This is a genomic window from Paenibacillus sp. JT22N12 (genome assembly GCF_056269365.1).
Map to the genome: position 1 here is coordinate 225,253 of NZ_JBWDNU010000003.1, position 23,317 is coordinate 248,569.

18 protein-coding genes are annotated in these 23,317 nt (G+C 53.5%); 1 reads left to right on the forward strand and 17 read right to left on the reverse strand.

Annotated features, from left to right (window positions below; translation table 11 throughout):
- Positions 1 to 41: 41 nt before the first annotated feature.
- The 16 genes from AC0YOA_RS12345 to AC0YOA_RS12420 form a co-directional block, all read right to left on the reverse strand.
- Positions 42 to 1,184 (reverse strand): response regulator, encoded by a 1,143-nt coding sequence (locus tag AC0YOA_RS12345; RefSeq protein ID WP_475786810.1) that lies wholly within the window; start codon positions 1,182 to 1,184, stop codon positions 42 to 44.
- A 34-nt stretch (positions 1,185 to 1,218) separates the two neighbouring features.
- Positions 1,219 to 4,308, reverse strand: coding sequence for a hybrid sensor histidine kinase/response regulator (locus tag AC0YOA_RS12350; RefSeq protein ID WP_475786811.1), 3,090 nt, complete (start codon positions 4,306 to 4,308; stop codon positions 1,219 to 1,221).
- Positions 4,309 to 4,501: 193 nt separating this feature from the next.
- A complete protein-coding gene (locus tag AC0YOA_RS12355) occupies positions 4,502 to 5,452 on the reverse strand; it encodes a diacylglycerol kinase catalytic domain-containing protein (protein WP_475786812.1) in 951 nt (316 codons plus the stop codon).
- Complete coding sequence (locus AC0YOA_RS12360; RefSeq protein ID WP_475786813.1) at positions 5,449 to 6,501, reverse strand: SPFH domain-containing protein; 1,053 nt, start codon at positions 6,499 to 6,501, stop codon at positions 5,449 to 5,451. The genes AC0YOA_RS12355 and AC0YOA_RS12360 overlap by 4 nt, the downstream gene beginning before the upstream one ends.
- A gap of 453 nt (positions 6,502 to 6,954) precedes the next feature.
- Positions 6,955 to 7,620, reverse strand: coding sequence for a ThuA domain-containing protein (locus tag AC0YOA_RS12365; RefSeq protein WP_475786814.1), 666 nt, complete (start codon positions 7,618 to 7,620; stop codon positions 6,955 to 6,957).
- Positions 7,621 to 7,677: 57 nt separating this feature from the next.
- Complete coding sequence (locus tag AC0YOA_RS12370) at positions 7,678 to 8,154, reverse strand: VOC family protein (protein ID WP_475786815.1); 477 nt, start codon at positions 8,152 to 8,154, stop codon at positions 7,678 to 7,680.
- A 28-nt stretch (positions 8,155 to 8,182) separates the two neighbouring features.
- A complete protein-coding gene (locus AC0YOA_RS12375; RefSeq protein WP_475786816.1) occupies positions 8,183 to 8,638 on the reverse strand; it encodes a VOC family protein in 456 nt (151 codons plus the stop codon).
- 48 nt (positions 8,639 to 8,686) lie between these two features.
- Positions 8,687 to 9,853, reverse strand: a complete 1,167-nt coding sequence (locus tag AC0YOA_RS12380) for a Gfo/Idh/MocA family protein (RefSeq protein ID WP_475786817.1) — start codon at positions 9,851 to 9,853, stop codon at positions 8,687 to 8,689.
- Positions 9,854 to 9,907: 54 nt separating this feature from the next.
- Positions 9,908 to 10,918: a Gfo/Idh/MocA family protein gene (locus AC0YOA_RS12385; protein ID WP_210046266.1), complete on the reverse strand. Its 1,011-nt coding sequence runs from the start codon at positions 10,916 to 10,918 to the stop codon at positions 9,908 to 9,910.
- Between the two features lie 41 nt (positions 10,919 to 10,959).
- A complete protein-coding gene (locus tag AC0YOA_RS12390) occupies positions 10,960 to 11,841 on the reverse strand; it encodes a sugar phosphate isomerase/epimerase family protein (protein WP_210046267.1) in 882 nt (293 codons plus the stop codon).
- 38 nt (positions 11,842 to 11,879) lie between these two features.
- Positions 11,880 to 12,770: a carbohydrate ABC transporter permease gene (locus AC0YOA_RS12395; protein WP_475786818.1), complete on the reverse strand. Its 891-nt coding sequence runs from the start codon at positions 12,768 to 12,770 to the stop codon at positions 11,880 to 11,882.
- Between the two features lie 18 nt (positions 12,771 to 12,788).
- Positions 12,789 to 13,679 carry an ABC transporter permease gene (locus tag AC0YOA_RS12400; protein ID WP_210046269.1) on the reverse strand — a complete coding sequence of 297 codons (891 nt, stop codon included), beginning with the start codon at positions 13,677 to 13,679 and terminating at the stop codon, positions 12,789 to 12,791.
- Between the two features lie 78 nt (positions 13,680 to 13,757).
- The gene (locus AC0YOA_RS12405) at positions 13,758 to 15,467 is read right to left on the reverse strand and encodes an extracellular solute-binding protein (protein WP_475786819.1); all 1,710 of its coding nucleotides are present in this window, start codon (positions 15,465 to 15,467) and stop codon (positions 13,758 to 13,760) included.
- 244 nt (positions 15,468 to 15,711) lie between these two features.
- Positions 15,712 to 17,124 (reverse strand): response regulator transcription factor, encoded by a 1,413-nt coding sequence (locus AC0YOA_RS12410; RefSeq protein WP_475786820.1) that lies wholly within the window; start codon positions 17,122 to 17,124, stop codon positions 15,712 to 15,714.
- Complete coding sequence (locus tag AC0YOA_RS12415) at positions 17,121 to 18,821, reverse strand: sensor histidine kinase (RefSeq protein WP_475787379.1); 1,701 nt, start codon at positions 18,819 to 18,821, stop codon at positions 17,121 to 17,123. Before AC0YOA_RS12415 ends, AC0YOA_RS12410 begins: the two co-directional genes overlap by 4 nt.
- A 383-nt stretch (positions 18,822 to 19,204) precedes the next feature.
- Complete coding sequence (locus AC0YOA_RS12420; RefSeq protein WP_475786821.1) at positions 19,205 to 20,218, reverse strand: aldo/keto reductase; 1,014 nt, start codon at positions 20,216 to 20,218, stop codon at positions 19,205 to 19,207.
- 197 nt (positions 20,219 to 20,415) lie between these two features.
- Between AC0YOA_RS12420 and AC0YOA_RS12425 the strand changes: the two genes are divergently transcribed.
- Positions 20,416 to 21,330 carry an AraC family transcriptional regulator gene (locus AC0YOA_RS12425; RefSeq protein WP_475786822.1) on the forward strand — a complete coding sequence of 305 codons (915 nt, stop codon included), beginning with the start codon at positions 20,416 to 20,418 and terminating at the stop codon, positions 21,328 to 21,330.
- Positions 21,331 to 21,925: 595 nt separating this feature from the next.
- On the opposite strand, the gene AC0YOA_RS12430 is transcribed toward AC0YOA_RS12425, so the two are convergent.
- Positions 21,926 to 23,314, reverse strand: coding sequence for a sialate O-acetylesterase (locus AC0YOA_RS12430; protein ID WP_475786823.1), 1,389 nt, complete (start codon positions 23,312 to 23,314; stop codon positions 21,926 to 21,928).
- Between the last annotated feature and the right edge of the window lie 3 nt (positions 23,315 to 23,317).

Sequence of the window (23,317 nt, forward strand, 5' to 3'; positions counted from 1 at the left end):
TTATCGTGCCAACCTGCATGTTCGCCGGGAAAGCTCTTCTATCAGGGGCTATGGTGCACTGCCTGCAGCTGCTGGTACTGCTCGGTAACCTGTTGATCCGGCTCGATGCCCAGATCCAGGCGGAGCAGCTGTCTGTACGATTCGTAATAGTCTCTCATTTCCCTGTAATCCTTGAGCTGTGAATAAGCCTTCAGGATAAGCAGACAGAGCTCTCTGTCATAAGGCTCCCTCTCCTTCGCCTCCTGCAGCCGGTGAAGCGCCAGGAGCGCCTGCCCCGTTGAGAGCTCGTAACGCGCCATATCCAATGTGCCCTGTATAAACAGAATCTGCAGCCAGCTGCTCCTGGTCTTAGCCCATTCATAGTCGTGTTCCTCCAGATATTCGCCGCGGTACAGCTTCAGCGCGTAATCGAACTGAGTCTGGTTCTGCCTGTCTATGCCCGTCTGTCCATCCAGTATGCTTTCGAATTGCTCGACATCCGTAATAATCCCCTCCCCAAACAGAGCATAGCTCTCGAGGGCGAACTCCACGGAAGCTTGGATTCCCTGTTCCTTGAGCAGCTTGCGGATTCGATAGATGGAGGTATGCAGATGAGTTACGGCCTTATCCTGCTCGTAGCCTGCCCAGAGCGTTTCCGTGAGCTGCTGCTTGGGGATCCACTCGCCTTTGCGGTGCAGCAGATAGGCCAGCAGCTCCTGGGATTTCAGCGTGCGGAATTTGAGCCTGTCCCCTGCTTGCCGGCCTTTGCTCAATTCCAGGCGCTTAAAGCACAGCACTGTGGGACTCTCCATCGCGGGCTTATCCTCCTGATGGCTCTCCCTGACGCTTAAATACGCGCATATCCGATCCATGGTCTTGGAAAAACGGCTGGGATCTATCGGCTTCAGCAAATAATCCAGCGCATTCAGGTCGAATGCCTCCAGGGCATAATCGGCATACGCAGTCACGTAAATAATCCGGATGCTGCGATCAAGCTCCTGTATACGTTCCGCAGCATCCAGTCCGTTCATTTCCGGCATCCCGATATCCAGGAAGACAATGTCCACTTTCTCCCTGCCAATATGCTCAAGCCCGGCCTGTGCGGTCAGATAAGCCCCCGTCATTTCAACGCGGCCGTCGCTGCGGATCAGCCGTTCCAGTTGAATGAGAGCCGGCCTCTCATCATCAATCAATATCGCGCGCATGAGTCTCACTCCCTGCTGTAATGTATATGCCAGATTACGGTTTCGGCACTTCAAATGAAACCGTCGTGCCGCGCCCCCATTCACTGTCGATGCGCAGTCCTTTGCCATAAAGCGTCAGCAGGCGGCTGTGAATATTGATCAAGCCAACGCCACCTTTCTTCGATTCCATCAGGAGGGAGCCGAGTCTGTCCGGCGGGATGCCGACACCGTCATCAGTGACGGACACCTTCAAGGCATGCTCCGTCTCTTGAATGGCAATCCTGATCGTTCCTCCATCCGCCTGCTGCATAATGCCGTGCCTGACGGCATTCTCCACAATCGGCTGGATGCTCAGAGGGGGGACAAGGGTCCGGCTCTGCTCATCGATATCGTATTCGACCTGAAGCCGTTCCTCGAATCGGGCTTTCTCCAGAAACAGATAAGATTGAATCAGCTCCAGTTCCTTGTGCAGCGGTGCCAGCTGTTCCCGATTCTGAAAGTCGAAGCTGCCCCGCAGATAGCGGCTCAGCTCAATTAACAGCTGCATGGCTTTTTCGGGATCGTCGGGACATACGGCAATCGTGGTATTCAGCGCATTATAGAGAAAATGAGGCTTGATCTGTGCCTGGAGAAACGCCATCTCTGTGCGAATGGCCTGCTGGACCGACTTGCGCAGCTTCAGCAGGGTACCGACACGGGCTCTGAGCTCGCTCGCTTCCACCGGCTTGCTCAGAAAATCATTTGCCCCCGCCTGAAAGCCAGCCTGAACATCCTCCGCCCGGCTCCTTGCCGTGAGCATCAGCACCGGCAGCTCGAACAGCGAGCAGCGGATGCGGATCGCCCGGCACAGCTCAATCCCCGACATCCCCGGCATAATCCAGTCCGTGATAACCAGATCCAGATGCGGAGTGGCGGCGATCACGGCCAGCGCTTCTTCCCCGTCATAAGCCGTAATGACCTTGTAGCCGGTGATGCTCAGCAGATTTTCCAGCACCTGCAGGTTAACCGGGTTGTCGTCCACAACCAGAATGGTGCCTTCGTTGTTCGCCGGTTCTTTCACCTTGCTCATGGCCGGGGCCGGCAGCGCGGCATCCGACTCCAGGTCCGGTGACAAGGAAGCCGCCGCTTCCTGACGGGCATCTCCCGCCATGAGGGAGGACCTGGTACGGGAAGCGGCTGGCAGGGTGAAATGGAATACAGCGCCCTGCCCCCAATCCGATTCCACGCCGATCTGACCGCCTCCTAGCTCGACCAGCCTTTTGGTGATGCTCAGTCCAAGCCCTGTGCCTCCATACTCCCGGTTCCCGGCATGGCTGCCCTGATCGTAGGCTTGAAATATATCCTCAAGCCGTTCCTTCGGAATTCCCGCGCCTGTATCGGCCACCTCCACCCTCACATAGGCTCCTTGCGCCCGCGCCGAGATGCGGATTTCTCCCCTTGGCGTATATTTCACCGCATTGCCCAGCAGGTTGTAGAGGATTTGCCGAAGCCTCTCCTCGTCGGTATCCAGAAGCATCAAGTTCTCCGGCCAATCCTGAATGAAGCGGATATCCTTGACCCCGGCCAGATGCGCAATGACCTCCAGCACCGATTGAACGACAGAAGGCAAATCCACCTCCTGGCGGTAGAGAATGACTTCCCCGTTCTTCAGCTTCGCAAAATCGAGGATATCGTTGATCAGGAAGCTCAGGCTTCTTCCCGTTGCGGCGATCGTAGCCAGGTCCCGGCTCTGTTTGCTGCTCAGCACCCCTCCAGCTCCCTCCAGCAAGGAGTCCGCCATGTTGATGATGCCATGCAGCGGCGTGCGAAGCTCATGCGAGGTGTTGGCCAGAAATTCATCGCGCAAGCCGTCAATGGTAAGCAGTCTCCGGGACAGCTGTCTGACCTCAATGAAGGTTTTCTCAAATCGCCGGGCCATCAGAAACGCCTGTAAAATAATAAACATCAGCATCTCGTAGGGAACAAACACCTGATCGTCCAGCAGGCCAAGGACATTCAGGCAGCTTACGGTCACAAGAACCACAATGCTCCCCATGCTGAGCAGAATATAATGCGCATCCTCTCTCCGGTGGCGAATGCCCTGGATCAGGTGATAGATGCCGTAGAGAAGCACAATTTGCGAGAATGCCGTCATCATAACACTGCCAACAGCAAACAGCCCTATAGGAATGACGAGATTTATGAGCAGCAGAACCCCCATCAGGATGTTGATGGCAAGATAAAACCTGGCATGGAATTTCCCCGTGCCGAATGCGAGACCGTAACGGAACAAGCAATAATAGGCGATTACCGGGGAAGTGGCCTGCAGCTTCATCACGAGCTCATAGGAAAGCCCGGGCAGCAGATTCGCCACCAGCTTTTCCCCATGGGTCAGTACATAGACCAGCGCGCTGACGCAAAATGCGCCGATAAAAAGCAGTCCCTGCTCCTCTCCCCTCCGTGCGCGATAGATGACCAGAAAATATAAAGCCAGAATCGACATGCCTACAGCAGCGGCAAGATCAGCGGTCATCTTCCACTCTCTGCTCACAACGATGGCAGTCTGGTCACCGAAGAGAATCGGATAGATCATACCGCCCGTCGCATAGCTGTAGTTGGATACCTGAACCAGGATATCCGCCATATTCCCCTCTACCTCGGCAAACCCTACATAGGGAATATTGCCCTGCCCGCCCTTCCGGTTCAGCGCCCCCGGATCGCCGCTGTTTCCGACCTCGCGGCTGTTGATGAAGATCCGGTTGGCCATCCTGATATTCGTCGTGTGTATGCCGTACAAATCCGTTCCCGTCTCCGTGTCCGGCAAACGAATGCGCAGGCGGAAAGTGCCGTAGCCTGTCGCGGCCTCTTCGCCGTTCTCTGACAGATAATCATTCCAAGCTCCCGGTATTTGCGCCTTGACCGGATTTTCCGGCTTGACCCCGTTCCGGAAATCAGCCGGCTCCAGCAGCTGTCCGCGGTAAAACTCCCATTCTCCGCCAAGACTCACCAGACCATCCTTGTCAAACCGCCAATCCGTAAGATCCATGATGCCGGCTTCCGCCTGCACTTGTCCCTGCTGCTCCTGCATCAGATGAACGAACCAGAATATGGGTAATATGAGAACGAACAGAATGCCCGCGACAATGCCGATCAATTGATTCTTCATTCTTAGGCAGCTCCATAACCACAGTTGTTCACATTCGTAAAAGATACCGCTTGTGCTAATATTTAGGGTACCACAGCCTTAATGGACACACCAGATATGATTGCAAAACATTGGAAAAACTCATGAGGCTGACTGCCACTATGTACCGTTATTCCTTGCGCGAGGCTCCGAATCCGGCAGTCCTGCCGCCGGGCTATACCACCAGATGCCCCTTCTTGTCCGCAACGCCAATCACGGCCTCAATGCCGGAGTTGAATTCCAGAAAGTCGTCTTCCACGCCGTCACTGAAGATGACGCCGTTCTCGGGCATCTGCGACGTGATGCGCAGCGGGCAGTCTGCCGCAATCTGCCCGAAGACAAGCCCGGCAGCAGTCGTCCTGCTCGGGAACGGCTCCCTGACCGTGAAATAAAGATGCGGCGCATCCCATGCCATGGTCCGGCTAGCATGCTCCGGCTCCAGCTCGAGCTGCTGCTGTGTGGCACTGCGGACAATGCCCGCGGCTCCGGTCAGAACGCTTTTGAACCAGCCGGTAGCGCCCATGCCCGTGGAAACAATGACTCCGCTGGAGGATTGCTGCTCGGTCAGCTCGCCCAACGTCAGCTGGTAGCGGGCTGACACATGCGTTTTGCGGCCGATGAACAGATCGTTCACTCCGTACAGGGCTTGGCCGTCATTAAGCTCCGCCTTCGCCAGCGTCACCTCCTTGATGCTCCGGCGTTTATGCAGCACATCCGGTACGATCAGCCGCAAATCCTTGACCGTAAAGGGGAGCAGCACGCCATCCCACCGCAGAGGATCCGGATTAACACCAATAACCGGACGCTCCGTCACATACTTCAGTGTATTGGCGACCAATCCGTCCTGGCCCAGAACAACAATGGTATCCTGCCCGCCAAAGATGAAATTCGGCAGATACTCACGTTCGATCACCTGTACCCGGCCAAGGGGCGTAAGCCCGGCAAGCGCCTCGGCAGCCGCCTCGCGGTAGCGCTCATCTTCTATTATATAGTCGCTGAAATCCGCACCCAGCCGTTCAATGGTAAACTTCGCCTGCTGGATCGTATTATAGCGGACAACCAGCTCTTCGAGGCGGGTTTTGCGCTTGATCAAAATGATCTTGTGCTCCGTTGTCCTGCTGCTCATCGCGCACCAGCTCCCCTTGCTCCCGTGCCTCCTCCGGCCGGGGCCGACATTAATCCCTGCAGCAGATCCGGCGTAATATTCAGCTGGCCGATCTTGTCCGCGTTCTCCGCAAGCTCCTGGAAAGCGATCGCAATCAGCTTATCGGGCTTCATATCCATGTTGGTAAGAGACTGCAGCACATTCGGCGCAACACCCTGCAGCGAGTTCATCACCGCAGCAAGCTCATACGCCCTGGCATCCGCTTCGGCTCTCTTATTGGCAGCAACCAGCCCGATTAATTCCTGCTTGCTCTCTTCAAGAGCCGTATCGAACTGGAGCTGCTCCCTTTTCATCTCATTTTGTTTATGCTTCACGCTGCGCTCGGCGTCAAGCTGCGCTTCGCGGATTTGCTTTTTCTTCGTTTCCACGGCGATTTCGGTGCTGAGCTCGTTTTCCTTTACGCGCCTCTCCTGTTCGATGGAAGCATTGTGGCGCTCATACAGCGCGTCATCCGCGCTGCGGAGAATGTCCTCCCGCGCCTGCGCCTCCAGCGCCCGCATCGTCTCCTTATTCGGCAGAATCGCCAGAATGGACAGGCCCATGATCTCGATGCCAAGCTTCCCGATCTCCCCATTTTCCCCAATCTCTCCTGAAATGCTTTGTGCCAGCCGCTCGCTCGATTGGATCGCTTCCCTCAGCTGCATCCGCTCCAGATGCTTCTTGGTCAGCACCTTCGCAATATTGATGACACGCTGCGCCAGCCTGGCGGGATCGTCGGAGATATAGCTTTTCCTGCGGAGATTATACGTGTAGTTCAGAATTTGCATCGTTTTATGGTAGTCCACAATCCGGTAAGTCAGCTGGCCCTGTACCGTTACCGTCTGATAATCGCCCGTTATTTCTTCGAACATGAACGGCACATCAATCGAGGATACAGGCAGGACGACAACCGAGGTCGTAGGCGCATAATAGTAAAAAGAAAGGCCGATTCCTTCCCGGATCACCTTCCCATCCCTCACCTTGATCACATAATCGCTTGGCTGAAACTTCACAAAATTGAATCCGAACATGGCGAAAACCTCACTTTCTTCTGGATGAATGGAATGATCAAAACGAAGCCGCTGCTTCCGGCAATCAGGGTAAACAGCTGAAATGGCTGCTTCCCAATATTTCATATTGTCATTTTGATGTTATAAGAATGATAACATATCGTTTTGATAATATCAATACGACATTTATAAATGTCAGGAGCGTGGGTGTGACAGTCATTGACTTATGTGGATATAGCCGTCGGTTTTAATCCGGTTAAGCAAACAAAAACCACATGGAGAATTTACTTCGCTCGCATGTGGCTTATCGTTTCAAATTATTGGTACATTGATCAGTATGCAGTAATATGGATTGACGGCCTCTAAACTAACTTTTGTTACTCTCGATTCTCCCCGCACAAAAAAACGCCACGGACACACGAAGGCTTTTGACTGCCGTGTACCCGAAGCGATTTCTTATCGTATTCAAATCTATTATTCTTTTCCCGGCTCCGCGCACCATTTCAGGCAGTTCCCCAGAAGCTCCAGAAATGGCGCTGCCAGCAGACCTTCCCGCCGGTGCGCAGGCGCGAGGCAGCATACTTTTCCTTCGCCGTGCAGATGACGCCAGCCGCCGATTGACGAACCGTCCTCGGACTCCGAGCGCAGGAATACCCCGGTGCTCTCCTCGGCGCAGCTCACAAAATAATGCTCATCGAGAAATTGGAAACCTTCCGCCGACCAGCCGGTATCGGCTGTATTCACCGGTATGTAACGCACTTCCTTGTTTTGCGGCGGGTGGGAGATGAAGTACCCCTTCAGCATCCGGATATATTCGGAATCCTCAGCATAGGAAGCAAGCCCCGCATGCCAGGCCAGCCATGCTCCGCCGCCTTGGACGAAGCGCTCGATTGCCGCCGATACCGCCCCGTCCATCCACAGATCAACCTGTTCATCCTGCGGATTGAGACGGTTTTCCTTGAACAGGACGATCACCGCAGGGCCCTCTTCCAGCACCTGCAGGATTCGGTCCGTTCCCGTAAAATCAAGCGTCCACTCTCCACTTGATGCAGCCGCTCCAAACGCTTTCTCCAGTGATTCCCTGGCGAGCGCCTCATCATGATAAAAGTCGCCGACGATCGCCGTTATTCGTTTCGTCATACTCAAGACACAACCTTTCACGGCCGGATCGCCGGAAGACCCGCCTTTGCGGAATGTTTAATCCTGCTTCGGTCCAAGCTCCTGCAGTCCCAGCACTACGCCAAGAAGCGATTCCGTATCGAAGTAGCCGTACCGCCCCGAGCCATATTCGCCTTTGTGGGTCAGCGGGATTCCTTGTCCTTCAAGGAAGTTGATATGCTGCTGGAAGCCGTTGACCGTAAAGGTGATAAAGTGAACGCCGGGACCATGCTTTTGTTTGAATTCGTTCCAGGGGTTCGGCTCATCGAACGGCTCCATCAATTCGACGGTTACAGGACCCATTTGCAGATTGGCGAATTTCGTTCTGGCTGTAATATATTCGCCTCTGTACCAGGTGTAGGAGTTATCCGTGTGCTCCTGAACCGAATTCGGATCGGGCGTCTGAATCTCCGGCATTGCCAATCCGAACAGCCCGCAGTAGGCTTTGAGCGCCTTCTCGATATCGTCGACTACGATGCCGACTTTCAACAAGTTATTATTTTCGATATGTTCCATGACTAATCCTCTTTTCCGGGCGTCAGGTTTAGTTGTCGTTCTCGAGCAGCTCAAGCAGGATTTTCAACTGCTTCGACGTATCCATATAGGCGTAGCGTCCGCCTGTATATTCGCCCTTCTGCTGGAGCGGCATGCCGTTTTTCTCCATGACCGCAATCTTTTCCTTCATGCCCTTGACGACAAAAGCGATATGATGGGCGCCTTCGCCATGCTCATTCAGGTAATCGCGCCAGGTGCTCGGATTGTGATCGGGCTCGATCAGCTCCAGCTGCAGCGAACCCATATCGAAAAATGCCAGCTTCGAACGGGCTTCCGAAGAAACGCCGTTATATTCCGTTTGCGCCACATCAACCGTATCCGTCCAGAACCACTTCGGCGTCTCGATGCCAAGGAAGTCGGCATACGCCTGGGAAGTCGCTTCAATGTCATTGACTAGGATTCCGATTTGCGCAACCACATTCGTGCCCAATATATTTTTATCCATGATAGATCTCCTTTAGGTTGATCGAATTTGCGGCAGGCAGGCTGCCTGTCACACCTGAAGCTCGCTGATGGATACCCAGCGCCGCTCTGCGATGGATACGTCAACAGCTTCCAGAATTTCCTGACATTTGATGCCGTCCACGAAATTCGGTTCTGGTTGGCGGTCATCACGAATGGCGTCCATCAGCTCCAGGATTTCATGAATGAACGTATGCTCGAAGCCGATCGTATGGCCGGGCGGCCACCAGGCGTCCATATAATCATGGGCGGGGTCAGTTGCAAGCACGCGCCGGAAGCCCTGCACATCATCCGCATCGTCGGTAAAATAAACCTCCAGCTCATTCATGCGCTCAAAGTCGAAACGAACGCTTCCTTTGCTGCCGTTGATTTCAAACGCATTCGTGCAGCGGTGACCTGCGGCAAAGCGGCTTGCTTCAAAGCTGCCCAGAGCTCCGCTTGCAAACCGGGCCATAAACAGCGTGGCGTCATCCACCGTGACTTCGCCCATGGGGCCATCCGTATTTCCTTGCGCGCTCAGGCCGGTCATGGATTCGGCGATTGGACGCTCCTTGACGAACGTCTCGTTCATTCCGACCACCTCGTTAATCTCGCCAACCAGGTACCGGGCCAGATCAATCAGATGCGCGCCAAGATCGCCGTGCGAGCCGGAGCCCGCCACTTCCTTCTTCAGCCGCCAAACGAGCGGGAATGCCGGATCAACCAGCCAATCCTGCAGGAAGGTCGCGCGGAAATGATGAATTTTGCCGATTCTGCCTTCAGCAATCAGCTTCTTCGCCAAGCGGATAGCCGGTGCAAAGCGGTAATTGAAGCCAACCATATGCTTGACGCCGGCTGCTTCCGCCGCCTGCAGCATCTCTCTCGCGTCGGACAGCGTCAGCGCGAGCGGCTTCTCGCAGAACAGATGCTTGCCAGCCTGCGCTGCCGCAATGGCAATTTCCTTGTGCGCGTCGCTCGGGGCATTGATATCGACCAGGTCGATATCCTCCCGCTTGACCAGCTCGCGCCAATCCGTAACCGCATGCTCCCAGCCGAACTGCTTCGCCGCCTGCTGTACGCCCTGCTCGTCCCTGCCGCAGATCGCCTTCATGACCGGAGCCGGAGAATCCGGAAAAAACATCGGCAAATCGCGATACGCATGGCTGTGCGCCTTACCCATAAATTTATAACCGATCATTCCAACTTGTATCGATTTCATGCTTCATGCCTCCATTCCGCCTAACTATGAATCTCTCTCGTCTTCTATCGTTAGTTAAAGCATAACCTTCTGGCCGGTTCTTGCGCTTTCCAGCGCGCCGAAGACCATCGATACGCTCTTGATGTTGTCCGTACAATCCGTTTCGGCAGGACGATCCTGCTCCAGCGCCTCGAACATATTGTCCAGGCAGCCAAAATGGCCTTCCCGGCCCGTCCAGATATCCGGCACTTCCACTAGTTTGCCCGGACGGATAAAGCCTTCTTCGCCCTCGACAACCTCTGCGACAGGACGATTGTCCCCATCCCATTTGGCCGTCCCTTGGCTTCCTGTAACGCGCCAATCGGACTCCCATGAGGTTCCTGCTCCTTGAGCGCTCCATGAACCGCGGTACGAGAATACCGAACCGTCGCTCATTTCGAAGATGCAAATAGCCGAAGCATTGCCTGCGTACCATGAACCTGCCGGATTATATTCGTGGCAGTAGACCGACACCGGATCAGCTCCGCTCAGGAAGCGCGCCTGGTCGAACGTATGAATCGCCATATCCAGGATCAGTGGGCTTGCCATCGTCTCACGGAAGCCGCCGAAATGCGGCCCGAGAAAGAAATCAGCGTGCAGCGAGCCGACTGTTCCGATCGCACCGGATGCCAGAAAACTGGACAAGGCGCGGATATGCTTCAAATAACGGCGGTTCTGCATAACGGAATACCGCTTGCCGGACCCGCTCGCCACAGCCAGAACTTCCTGTGCGTCTGCCAATGTTTCCGCCATCGGCTTCTCTCCGAATACGTGGGCGCCAGCCTGCAGCGCAGTTGTCGCAATCTGCTTGTGGCTGGCAGGAATCGTGACGTCAAATACCAGATTCGCACCCGTTTGGCTGAGAGCCGTGGATAAATCCGTGAATGTCGGAACATTCAATCCGCGCTTCTGCGCCATTTTCTTGGCTGCTTCCTCGAAGAGGTCCACAAGCCCTACAATTTCAACATTTTCCCGCTGTGCGGCGTAGTCTAGCCACTCGTTGGCCATCCCACCACAGCCGGCAACCACAACTTTATGAAGCGCCATACCGCTCACCTCTTTCTATTCGTAATATTCAGGTATGATGTCTATGACGGATTTGGAATAAAATCGCCGCCACGGCAGTTTTTCAGATAGTTGAGCGCGTGTACCTGTCCTGTCATCTCCCAATCATCGCGGTAAACCGGATCATGCCAGCCTTCGATATCAATGCTGCCCTCGTATCCGTGCTGCCGGAGAATCGAAATGACATCCGTCCAATTGGTGTCGCCGAAGCCTGGCGTACGGTGCCATACGAACGGTTTCGGTCCATGAATGCCGTATTCGCGTACGACATCCCAAGCGATTGTGGCATCCTTGCCGTGCACATTGAAGATTTTCCCTACCCATTTCCGCAGCTGCGGGATCGGATCGATCAGGCTGACCATTTGATGGGTCGGTTCCCATTGAAGTCCGATATTCTCCGCAGGAAGGGCGTTGAACATTCTTTCCCATGCCGTCGGATTATGCGCGATATTCCAGTCTCCGCTTTCCCATGTGCCGCCCATATCGCAGTTTTCAAAAGCCAGCTTGACGCCCTTGTCTGCCGCGCGTTTCGCCAATTCCCCGAACACTTCCGTGTAACGCGGAAGAGAATCGTCGATCGTACCCGGCATACGCCCGGTGAAGCCCGCTACCAGATCTGTTCCGAATTCATGCGCATGGTCGATCAGCCGTTCCCAGCTGGCCAGCGTATCGGCGTTGTCTCCTTCGCCTGTGAGCGGATTGCCGAAGATGCCGAGACTGGAGATGGGAACGCCCTTCTCCGCCAGAATTTCCTTAACCCGCTTGGCGGTCTCGGACAAATCCAGACCATTGGTCGACTGCCAGAAGGTAAGACTGAATGATTCAAAGCCATGAGGAAGAATTTGCGGCAGGACGCGAACTGCGTCCCCGCCGCCAACAAGGGTGCCGATCCGAATTTGTTTCATATGAATAAGACTCCTTTAAGTAATTTGATAGCGCCGGCTTATTCCTTGACCGAGCCCAGCGTGATGCCGTGAATGAAGAAGCGCTGCAGGAACGGATAAACGATCAGAACCGGGATCATCGCGATGAATATTTTTGCCGCGTTCAAGGTCTTGTTGGACAGCTGGCTCAACCGCTGCAGCTGATCCGTGGACATGGTCGAAGGATCCAGCATGACAACGACCTGCTGGATATACGTCTGCAGCGGGTAATACTGCTCGCGCGTCATGAAGACCAGTCCGTATAAAAACTCATTCCAGTGATACACGATGCTGAACAGCGATACGGTAGCCAGTACCGGCGCGGACAGCGGAACATATACTTTGAGCAGGATATACCAGGGGCCCGCTCCGTCCACAAGAGCCGCCTCGTCCAGTTCCTTGGGCAGATTGCGGAAGAAGTTCATGGCCAGAATGACGTTGAATACCAGGGTTTGCGCCCCTCCGACGAGAACCAGCGACCAGATGCTGTTGAACAGGCCGAGCTGCTTGATCGTCAGGTACAGCGGAATCAAGCCGCCGTTGAACAGCATGGTGAAGATCATGGCCCACATGAGAAAGTTCCGCAGCCTGAAATCCTTGATCGTCTTCGACAGCGGATAAGCCATTAGCGGCACGACCAGTAAATTCAGGCCCGCCCCCAGCACGACACGCTTGATCGACGTCCAGAAGGAAACGAAGAACTGGTTGTCCTGCAGCAGCTGCTTGTAGGAGTTCAAATTAAAGCCGACCGGCCATAATGAGACTTGCCCTCCCGCCGCAGCGGATTTGGTACTGAACGAGATCGCCAGCGTATACCATAGCGGGAGTATGCAGGTGAGAGCGACTACGACAAGAATAATCACAATCAGCACATCGAATATTTTTGAACCGGCTGTCGTATCTTTGACCATTTCCGCCAGCCTCCTCTCTTAGAAAATCCGGTAATTGGCCCACTTGTAGGCCGCTACATACGAGATGGCAATAAGAATGAACCCGATCAGGGATTTGAGCAGCCCTACGGCGGTCGCAAGCTCATACTGCAAATTCAGCAGCCCTGTGCGGTAAACCCAGGTATCGATGATGTCCCCCGACGAATACACAAGAGGATTATATAAGTTGAAAATTTGGTCAAAGCCCGCATTCAGAACATTCCCGAGGCCCAGTACAGCAAGCAGGGCAGCGGTTGTGCGTATGCCCGGCAGCGTCACATGCCACAAACGGCGCATCCGCGACGCTCCGTCGATCCCCGCTGCTTCATACAAAGAGGGATTGATGCCGGTCAGGGCTGCCAAATAAATAATCATATTGAAGCCGAATTCCTTCCAGACATCGGTGCCTACCGCGAGAAAAGGGAACAGCGGCGCACTGGCGAAGAAATTGGTTGCTTTCAGACCGAAGACAGACAATATGCCATTGATGGGACCGTCAAAGGAGAACAAATCCAATACAATGCCTCCAAGAATAACCCATGACAGAAAGTGAGGCAGATAAACAATGGTCTGCACCCATTTTTTAAGCACGGTAATGCGCAGCTCATTGAGCAGCAAAGCAAAAACAAGCGGGACAATCAGATTGGCTATAATCTTCATAAAAGCAATGAAGATCGTGTTGAAAAAGATGCTTCTGGTGTCGCTGAGCGTAAACATGTAACGGAAATTTTCCAGACCGACCCATTCCGAGCCGAGCATTCCCTTGACGGGATTGTAATGCTCAAAAGCGATGATAATCCCGAACATGGGAAAAATACTGAATACTCCAAGCCATATAAATCCCGGCAGAAGCATAGCGTAATAATGCTTGGCAAACCCTTTGGTATTCACTGGTTATCCCTCCCCAAGTATTCATATGGCCGGGAATATAGGGGGGCTTGTGACTAAAAGCCCCCCTGGTCATCCTCTTTATTCCTTGACTGCTTCAGCAACCTCGGCGGTAATTTGATCTCCGCCTTGTTTCTTCCAATCGGTTACGAATTTATCGAAGGTGTCGAGCGGAGCTCCGCCGACGACGATTTTTAGGAAGGTTTCATCTTCCATTTTCTTCAGGTTGACCCATTTGGTCTCCATCGAGTTCGTCTGCGAGTAGAGCAGACTGCTTACCCGGTTCATCTGCACGTCCACGTTAGGCGCAACGCCGACCATGATCGAATACAGACGGGTCCAGGCGCCCATATCGGCCGTTGGATTCCAGTATTGGATATCCATCTTGTCGTAAGGCTCGATTTTTACTTTTTTGATATTCGTCAAATCGCCCTGCAGCAGCTTGTACTCCGGTTTGTCCGCAAAGTCCTCCGGCGTTTTCGCTCCGGAAAGCACATCGCGTACAGCTTGAACGGTAAATTCCGATTCATCGGAAGGTCCAAGAGCAAGACGGACAGGGTAGAAGCCGATTGAACCTTTGGTCAAATCAAATTTGCTTTCGTCGCGAAGCAGCAGATTTTGCAGCTTGATGACGGCTTCGGGATTTTTATAATCTTTGGACACGACTACGAATTGACCGGCTGGCGCGCTCAGATGCGGGCTGAATTGTCCTTGCGCATCAAGCGGCAGCGCGTAAGCTTGCCAGTTCGCTTTCGGATTTTGTTTAACGGCATCCGTGAGCGGACCGTAACCCATCCACCAAGGAGCGAAGAACATACCCGTTTGACCGCTGACGATCGACTCGCCGGAATCGGTGCGGATCGCCATTTGCGGATCGATCAATCCTTTGGAATACAGATCTCTAAGCTTGCCGAGCGCTTCTTTCGTTTGCGGCAGAGTCGAGCCATAGGCCGGATTGCCGTCCGCATCTTTTACCCAGTAACCGGGGTATGCGCCATAGGCCGAGAAAATCGGATCGAAGCCGTAGAGATTGTTCGCGGAATCCAGGAAGTTCGCATACATTTTTCCGCTGCTGGATGGTCCGGCGATGCCGATCGTATCTTTCTTGCCATTGCCGTCAGGGTCCTGGTTGGTGAAAGCGTCTGCCACTTTCTCCAGATCCGCCATCGTTTTGGGAGGCTCAAGGCCGAGCTTGTCGAGCCAATCCTTACGGATCCACATCTCGTGGATACCGGCATCCTCCGCCTGTGGCAGCGCCATGATTTTGCCGTCAAATGTAACGGTATCCATCGCGCGCTTGTTCGAATCCTCCAGAACGCGCTTCAGTGCCGGCGATGCATTCGAATTAAAAGCCTCCGTCAAATCAGCCAGCTGACCGTTATCGTACATAAGGCGCATTTGCTGGGCATTGACCACCATGGCGTCCGGCAGGTCGTTGCTTGAGATGGAAAGGCTGACTTTCTGATCATAGTTGGTTGGCGATGCCGTAAAGGCATTGGACACGTCGATATTCAAGTTGTCCTTGATGTATCGGGTGAACTGGTTATTATCCGGCGTGTCGCCGGCCGGCAGCGATTTGTCCGCCGGATCTACCTTTTGTCCGACAGCCAGGGTAACCGGCTCTGTGTATTTTCCGAATGGATCCGCCGGTGCAGCCGGTGCATTCCCCGTCTGATTTCCACCGTTGTTCGAAGATGTGTTCGAATTCGACTGACTGCAGGCGCTGATCACCAGTACAAATGCCAAAAGCAGCGTCAGCGTAGCTATGCCTTTTCTTTTGTTTCTCAACATGCTCCCCTTCTTTCCGAGTAGTCGTCAACTTGCATGATAAATGTATCACATCCAAAGCCCCAGTTTAGACAGGGAGCGGTTGTGTGATAAGGGGGAGAAATGAACGGTTTTCCTCCCTGCCGGATACCATTTTTCACCCTTTTCGGACAAACCTCTACCCTGCTTGTCGGACAAATGTCCCCCCAGGTAGAGGTTTGAAGGATGGATATGCGGTATAGGAGTGAAATCGACAACTTTTTCAGCCCTATTCCTTGCGGTGCGTTTTGCGGAAGGCGCTTGGCAGCTCGCCGGTCTGCTCGCGGAACACCGTGCTGAAATACTTCCCGTCCAGATAGCCCGTTTTTTCCGCCACCCACAGAATCGGCATGTTCGTATGCACCAAATACTCTTTGGCCTTGTCCACTCTGGCTTGGCGCACATACTCATTGAACGTCTTCCCGATAATATCCCTGAAGCACTGGCTGAAATAGCTGCGGCTCATATTGACCCGCTTCGCGATATCGGCGGCATACAGCTGCCCGCTCAGCTGCTCCTGAATCAATTGCACGGCTCTCATAACCGCATCCTGGACCTCCTGGGAATAATGAGGTGCGCCCAATGTCCTACTTATCGTTTTCCGAATTTGCCTGAACCATTCATTGGCTTCATGCCAGGAATAAAATTCCTCAGGAAGCACCAGTCCGGACGGGAGGACCGAGCTGTACAATTCATTCCATTCATCCGTCAGCTTGCGCAGAAAAAGCATGAGCCTGGATGGAGGCAGCTTCATCGACTTGAGCCTGTCCAGAAGCACGGCAAACCGCTCATCATTGTTTATCCAGCCAAGCGCCGACCACTGCTCGGCTGCCTCTGCGATTTCGCGATCATAACCGTCTGGCAGCTTCTCCTTCTCCTGCAGCTCGCGAAAGGACCGCCGGATCAGCTTGTCCTCCGGATGATAATCGTAAAATAAGAGATGCTTCCTGTATGCGAGCAGCGCCCGCTGCACCTCCGTCTTCTCGATGCCCCGCAGTCCTTCCAGACATAGAAGCGCCCAGTTCTCCCGGTTCTGAACAGCCTCCGTCAATACGGCGAACATCGCGTCATTCTCCCGTATATCGGCCGGATACCGGATCCACTGCTGCTCGTCCGGGCTGCTGCCTGAGGGCGCCGGATAAAGCGAATGGACCCAAGCCGGGTCTGCCTGCGCCTCCGGGGAAAGCAGCGCATAACCCAAATCCACCCCGATGGTTTCACCGGAGGCCGGCCCCGCGGCGGACTGTTTGCCTTTCTGCTGTTCCTCCTTGATCCGCGCATGAATACGCGCCAGTATCTCGGAGAACCGGTCCTGCGCCAGCTCCACTTTGGCAATATAGTCGATTGCCCCAAGCCGCAGCGCCTCCTGAATATATTCAAAATCCTGATGCAGCGTCAGGACAATAATATACAGATTCGGATAGCGCTTGCGGACAATCCGCATCAGCTCAATTCCCGACATGACGGGCATGGCGAGGTCCGTGAGCATCAAATCCACCTCGTTCTGCTCCAGAAATTCGATGGCCTTCTCGCCGTTTTTGGCTTCACCCACCACCTTCATTCCAAACTCCGCCCACGGCAATGACGTTATAATGCCCTGTCTTACCAATTTTTCGTCGTCTACGACTAATATCCGGATCACAGCGTATCCTCCTTCAATATCGGCAAACTCAAGTAAATGCTCGTCCCTTGTCCAGGCGCGCTCTCGATATGTATCCGCGCTTTGCCGTTGTAATAAACTTCAAGCATCCGCTTCACGTAATTCATGCCGATGCCCATGCCTACCTTCTCCCGTTCCATCTGTTCACTGTGGAGCAGCTTGTTAATGGCCTCCTGGGTCATCCCCGACCCGTTGTCCTGGATGGAAATCTCAATCATTTCCTGCGCCTTTACACGGACCTGGATAACCCCGTTGTCGCTGAAGCCATGGTAGAGGGAATTTTCCACAAGCGGCTGCAGAATGAAGCGCGGAATCGGCATGTCAAGCAGGCTTTGATCCACCTCGATATCAACCTGGAATTCAAAATCATAGCGGATTTTCTGCAGGATCAAATACTGCTTAAGCGCATCGACTTCATCGCGGATCGTGGAGGACTGCCCCAGCTTGCCGAGATTATAATGCAGCAGCTTGTTCAGGGAAGAAATAATCCGGTCGATTTCGTTCTGCCCGTTCATAACGGCAAGCCAGTGCACCGTATCGAGAGTATTCATCAGAAAATGCGGATTAATCTGATAGAGCAGCTTTTCCACCTCCAGATCGGCTCTCCTTTTCTCCTTCTGCTGAACCTCCACGAACAAATCCCAGATTTGTGTCTTCATATCGCGGAACTGATCCAGCAGCTGGTCAAATTCCGGAATTCTCGTACGCACAAGGAGAGACGGCGTCTTGTTGCTCGTCATCAGCTTGATTTCCTTGTTGAAATTCGATAAAGGACGATAGACCATTTTCCACAGCAGCCACGCCATAAGCACACTGACCCCCAGAAAGAAAAGGGAGGAAACGATGGTTTGCAGAAACCATTTGTTCATTTCTTTGTTGTAGTCCGCGTTGGAAATAACCGACACGATGCTCCAGCCCTGGTTGCTGGTTTCATCAAACCAATAATACTCGTTATGCAGACCATGCGATTTGAGAGCTGTATCACTGGTGAATACAGAGTTTATCGGAAATTCCTCAGGAATCTCGCTATATGTAATTTTATGGTTATTATCTAAAAAGAGATAAAAAGCATGCTGGGCATTCTCCCCGTTATCCAAAATGCTTTCCGTCAATTTAAAATTGCTCTCGATATAAACATAAACGTCATTCCGGCTTGGCAGATCCACCTTCCGCATAGCAGACAGCACATATTTATTATTAAAGCGGTCGTAGCTGACATGCGGGCCGTAATAGGTGATGCCGTAATATTCGGCCAAGAGCGGCAGACGCTTCGGATCAAAATCCGGCTTGACGCCAGAAGTTTCAAACTGATGGAGCCCGTCCTTTTGAAAATAATACATCGTGAGTCCGACATTCGTATTCGTGAAGGTAATCAGATTAAGCTCGCTGTTGATTTGAGTAGTCATTTGCGACCGCTCATACGCGTTGCCCGAGGTTAACAAAATTTCCAGCTCCCTGCCGATCGTTCCCTTGAACGCGAGCTGCTCGGATACGGAATTCAAGTTCCCGATCGCATTCTCCAGAGAATATTCGACCTGCCTGAGATTGCTTTGAATGCCATCCTGAATTTTATTGGTAAGAATGGAGTATATCGTGTGGTAGGAGATAAAAAATACAAAAATGAAGGGGAGCAGGGAGCTGATCAGGAAGAGAATGATTATTCTTTTTTTTAGCGTCATGGATCCGCTGGTGAGACGTTTCATCGTTCGTTTCATGGCTTGTGCCCTCGCTTTGGCTCTGTCGCTTTTTCTTAATCATGTCACGATTCGACAAACCGTGCAACACGGGATGGATGATCCTTACAGTTGCGCCAGCCCTCGTGGATAGGAATAATCGTTGACGATACTGGTATAAAAAAGAGATTGTCCCAGGTCTGCCGCTAAAGAGTGCCCCTGCCTTAGATGGTTCCCAATTTATGCAGAATGCATTTTCGAATCTGTTCTAAAAGTATCTGGTCGGGTAGATCGAGATCGTCGTTTGTTGGTTGAATTTAACCTCAAAAAAACCGCCCATGAAATGGCGGTTCATTGAACTATCGTTGTAATTGACCTCAAGGATTCGTTTATCTGCGGCGCAGACGCTTGTCTTCTAGGGCCGGATTCATCAAGAAGGTATTGTCTGCTACGTTGAGATCGGTGCCGGGTGGAACAATTTCGTCGATCCGATCAAGGATATCCTCGTTCAGTACCGCGTCCGCGCCCGCCAAAAGATCCTCGAGCTGCTCTGGCGTCCGTGGGCCAATAAGAACGGATGTTATAGCCGGATGTGACAGGACAAACGCGATTGCCAGGTGTGCTAACGGCATTTCCGTCTCTGCAGCAAGTTGATTGAGCTGCTGGACAGCGGCCAATTTCACTTGATTTCCCGGTATCGAGAGGTCGAAGGCACGCGTTTGCAGCGATGCGCGGTTGCCCGTAGTTGGGTCCACCCGTCCTGACAACCAGCCGCTACCCAGCGGCCCGTAGGACAGGACACCCATTCCATAGCGCTGCGTCGAGGGAAACACAGCCGATTCGTTCGTTCTATTGAGAATTGAGTACCTCGGCTGCTCCGTGAGGAAGCGGTGATGTCCGTGCTTATCTGCGGCCCATTGTGCCTCGACGATCTGCTCTGCCGGAAAAGTGGAAGAACCAATAGCGCGCACCTTGCCTGACCGAATTAGATCGGAGAGCGCTGAGAGAGTCTCACCGATGTCCGTATTCGGATCTGGACGATGCATCTGGTAGAGGTCGATGTAGTCAGTGCCGAGCCGCCGCAAACTATCTTCGACCGCGCGGATGATCCAACGCCGCGCCCCCCCGCTCTGGTTGGCATCCTGCCCCATCGGTAAGCCGAACTTCGTTGCCAGCACCACCTTATCGCGCTTTCCCTTAAGCGCCTTGCCGACAATCTCCTCGGACTCTCCCTTGGAGTATACGTCAGCTGTGTCAATAAAGTTGATACCGGCATCCATGGCCGTGTGGATCATGCGGACCGATTCGTCATGGTCGCTGTTACCCATTGCTCCGAGCATCATCGTTCCAAGAGCGTACTCGCTAACCGACATGCCGGTTGCCCCGAGAATTCTGTATTTCATATGTTTGGCCTCCTTATATTTGCGAACCTGGAATCTCTGTATTGAAGATTCCTCCTTCCTTACAACTTGATTATGAGTCAGTTGAGGTGCGGGAAGATAGCTAAATGATCGCAAATCATTGCCTAATCCTCTCAATCAGCTTTGTTCCGCCTCCCAAAGGGGGTATAATGGCGATAAAAAAACAAGGAGGGAAAGTCATGCCGAATCCATCTGCTCACCAAGATCCCCTGGTTCCATATCTGACAGAGTTGGCCCAGCTTATTGAAAATAATACAGGCAGGGACGGGGTTCAGCCGACAGTGATCCCGTCGCTTTCCTTGATACGCAACTCGGTTACGACATTCCCTTCGTTCTCCGTCCATGAGCCGACCATCTGCTTCGTCGCCCAAGGCACCAAAGTAGTCATACTGGGGGGCGAGAGCTATACGTATGGTCCCTCCAGCTATTTGGTTGTGTCCTTGGTTTTACCTGTTTCCGCACAAGTAATTCAGGCAACGCCGGAAGCTCCCTATTTATGCGTCCAGCTCAAATTTGACCCGAAAGATGTCCTTGAATTGATGAACGGTTCGGATCAGCAGGTCCCTGCCAAGGGAGATTCACAACGAGCTTTGTTTGTAGCCAAAACGAGTTCTTCCCTCTTGGATGCCGCTATCCGGCTTGTCCGTCTGTTAGACAATCCGGAGGATGTACCGGTACTCTCGCCGCTCATTATACGAGAAATTTTATATCGGATCTTAAGCGGAGGGCAGGGAAGTGCGCTAAAACAGATCGCCATGAGCGGCAGCAGCTCAAACCGGATTGCAAGCGTCGTGCAGCGGATTAAGCAGAACTACACTGCCCCTTTGCGTATCGAAGAGCTCGCCTCGATCGCCAACATGGCGCCTTCCTCTCTGCATCGGCATTTCAAAGAGGTCACCGCCATGAGCCCGCTGCAGTATCAGAAGCAATTACAGCTGCAGGAAGCACGCCGCCTTTTATTGTCCGAATCTGCGGACGCCGCGGACGTCTCCTTTCAAGTTGGCTACGAGAGCCCCTCCCAATTCAGCCGCGAGTACGCCCGCCTGTTCGGCCTCCCCCCGATCAGCGATATCAAGCGGCTGCGAAAGGAGTAGTATTTTGTGGCAGCACAAGATAGAAGATCTTGTTCACCGACCAGGAAACATATTCACATTTTAATAATAAAACGTTTTCCCATGGGAATGAATTCCACATGACCGTTCGGGGAAGTGTCTTCCGCCTGTCCGAAATGATCGCATAGCTATGATTCGGAGGGGAAGCCATACGGATTAAGCAAGGATTAAGTCAAGAAGATCAAGCAGGTAAGCGTCAAACAAGCCCCATCCGCCAGTCAAATGGAAGCCAGTGAATGATGCATATGGATTAAGGAAATTGAGGAGCAGGGCATATAGGATTCCAGTGCGCTCGCAGCCCGGGAATCCGGAAGCTCTCGGAAATTGCCCGAGATACTTGAAGTACCGGAACGGATGCAGTCCGTTTTCCTTCGCCGTCTTGATAATGCTGTATATCGGGGTTCGACTGCTTGCGGAACAACTCCCGCCATGCCATCTTAAATGCGCATGCTGAAGCTTGGAGCGGCGTGGAAACATGTGGACAAACGGCCGCATTGCACACATGCATCTCCCGGCAGCAGTCTGCGCTGCGGCTGCCGGGATAGATAGAAGCGCTGTAGACTTGACAGTCGTAAATCTAGACAGGCAGCGGCCCAAAAACAAGCAGCGGTATTCCCTTTTCATCCCGCACATTAACCGCAGGGTTGGTACCGCGGCCATGCCATAATTGGCAGGAATCCGGTGCAGGCCGCTCCAGCGTAAGGATGACCCGCTCTGCAGCTTCATCCAGTTGCCCTTCCAGCGGCAGCCGCTCTTCACCGTTTGTCAGCTGGAAGGAAAAAACGCGTTCAAGCTTCTGCAGCCTTCCATTGACTCCGCTGAACGTAATCGTCAGTTCCGTGCGCTGCTCATTCCAATACGCCGATGCAAACCGTGGACCCGGTTCGGCCGGGCTCCGGCCATCAACGAGCCGAAGAGCCGCCCACGCCATACGGTGCCCAATATCCCGCAGGGAGGCGGCATCCGGATGAATAAAGTCAGCCAGCGAAGCGTCGATGGTCGGAACAACCGCTGCGCGGCCCAGTACAGATTCAAGACGGACCTGATCGTCCTGTACCCGGTTCCATCCCTGCTCGAAGGACCAATTGGTCACAACAGATATCTGTGCGTAGATGAACGGAAGCTCCGGATCTCCCAGATCGCGTCTAAGGCTGGCCACCCATTCCGTCATCCGGTCGTAGTAAAGCTCTGAATCCGCTTCGGTAGCGTCGCTCTCTCCCTGATACCAAAGGCATCCCCGCACCTTGCCTCCGGCCTCGCGAATGACCCGCAGCATAGCGCCATATAAGGAACGGCCGCCTTCGCCTGCGAGCGCGGCATCCCATTGGCTCATTGAGGTTCCGCCATGCGCTACCATGAGCAGCCCAACGGGAACGCCGGTGTGACGCAGCATCATTTTGCCGAACGGCAGTCCAAGTCCGCTTCCATGCACTCTGTCTCTGCGGGCCATCCTGATATATTCTTTGCGCTTCTCTTCGGAAACATCCATTCCCTCGGGCAATGGCGTCCAATGTACAGGGTCGGGCGATTCCAGCAGCCAGCAAAGCGGCTCCACTGCCAGATCCCAGCGGTCTCCCATATAGAAACAGCTGACGCCCTGCTGAGGCTCCTCTACATGTATCAGTCTTCCGCAGCCTTCCATATTCGATTGCCCCGCCAATACCCACAGATCACCTACATAGACCGGACCAATATCTCCTTCCGCGAGCAGTTCTCCTGTCTCGGGAGATACGATACGAATATAGATCTCATGCTCGCCTGCCGGCACCCGTTCCAGAGCAGCTGAGAATTCCGGCTGGCTGGCCGAACCCAGACTCCACCATGGACCGGCAGATATCCGGCCTTCCACAAGCCCCTCCGCTCCCTGCGGCACCTTGACCGAGAAAGCAATATCCGCCTGGTCCCGATCGTCACGCTGGTATACCCGGTGCGCATTCGGTCCCGAAATTTCCAATTGAATGGCCATCTT

What these genes read in the sequence shown, in the direction of transcription:
- AC0YOA_RS12345 (WP_475786810.1), bottom strand. Translation starts at nt 1,184, where the DNA reads ATGCGCGCGATATTGATTGATGATGAGAGGCCGGCTCTCATTCAACTG.
- AC0YOA_RS12350 (WP_475786811.1), bottom strand. Translation starts at nt 4,308, where the DNA reads ATGAAGAATCAATTGATCGGCATTGTCGCGGGCATTCTGTTCGTTCTC.
- AC0YOA_RS12355 (WP_475786812.1), bottom strand. Translation starts at nt 5,452, where the DNA reads ATGAGCAGCAGGACAACGGAGCACAAGATCATTTTGATCAAGCGCAAA.
- AC0YOA_RS12360 (WP_475786813.1), bottom strand. Translation starts at nt 6,501, where the DNA reads ATGTTCGGATTCAATTTTGTGAAGTTTCAGCCAAGCGATTATGTGATC.
- AC0YOA_RS12365 (WP_475786814.1), bottom strand. Translation starts at nt 7,620, where the DNA reads ATGACGAAACGAATAACGGCGATCGTCGGCGACTTTTATCATGATGAG.
- AC0YOA_RS12370 (WP_475786815.1), bottom strand. Translation starts at nt 8,154, where the DNA reads ATGGAACATATCGAAAATAATAACTTGTTGAAAGTCGGCATCGTAGTC.
- AC0YOA_RS12375 (WP_475786816.1), bottom strand. Translation starts at nt 8,638, where the DNA reads ATGGATAAAAATATATTGGGCACGAATGTGGTTGCGCAAATCGGAATC.
- AC0YOA_RS12380 (WP_475786817.1), bottom strand. Translation starts at nt 9,853, where the DNA reads ATGAAATCGATACAAGTTGGAATGATCGGTTATAAATTTATGGGTAAG.
- AC0YOA_RS12385 (WP_210046266.1), bottom strand. Translation starts at nt 10,918, where the DNA reads ATGGCGCTTCATAAAGTTGTGGTTGCCGGCTGTGGTGGGATGGCCAAC.
- AC0YOA_RS12390 (WP_210046267.1), bottom strand. Translation starts at nt 11,841, where the DNA reads ATGAAACAAATTCGGATCGGCACCCTTGTTGGCGGCGGGGACGCAGTT.
- AC0YOA_RS12395 (WP_475786818.1), bottom strand. Translation starts at nt 12,770, where the DNA reads ATGGTCAAAGATACGACAGCCGGTTCAAAAATATTCGATGTGCTGATT.
- AC0YOA_RS12405 (WP_475786819.1), bottom strand. Translation starts at nt 15,467, where the DNA reads ATGTTGAGAAACAAAAGAAAAGGCATAGCTACGCTGACGCTGCTTTTG.
- AC0YOA_RS12415 (WP_475787379.1), bottom strand. Translation starts at nt 18,821, where the DNA reads ATGACGCTAAAAAAAAGAATAATCATTCTCTTCCTGATCAGCTCCCTG.
- AC0YOA_RS12420 (WP_475786821.1), bottom strand. Translation starts at nt 20,218, where the DNA reads ATGAAATACAGAATTCTCGGGGCAACCGGCATGTCGGTTAGCGAGTAC.
- AC0YOA_RS12425 (WP_475786822.1), top strand. Translation starts at nt 20,416, where the DNA reads ATGCCGAATCCATCTGCTCACCAAGATCCCCTGGTTCCATATCTGACA.
- AC0YOA_RS12430 (WP_475786823.1), bottom strand. Translation starts at nt 23,314, where the DNA reads ATGGCCATTCAATTGGAAATTTCGGGACCGAATGCGCACCGGGTATAC.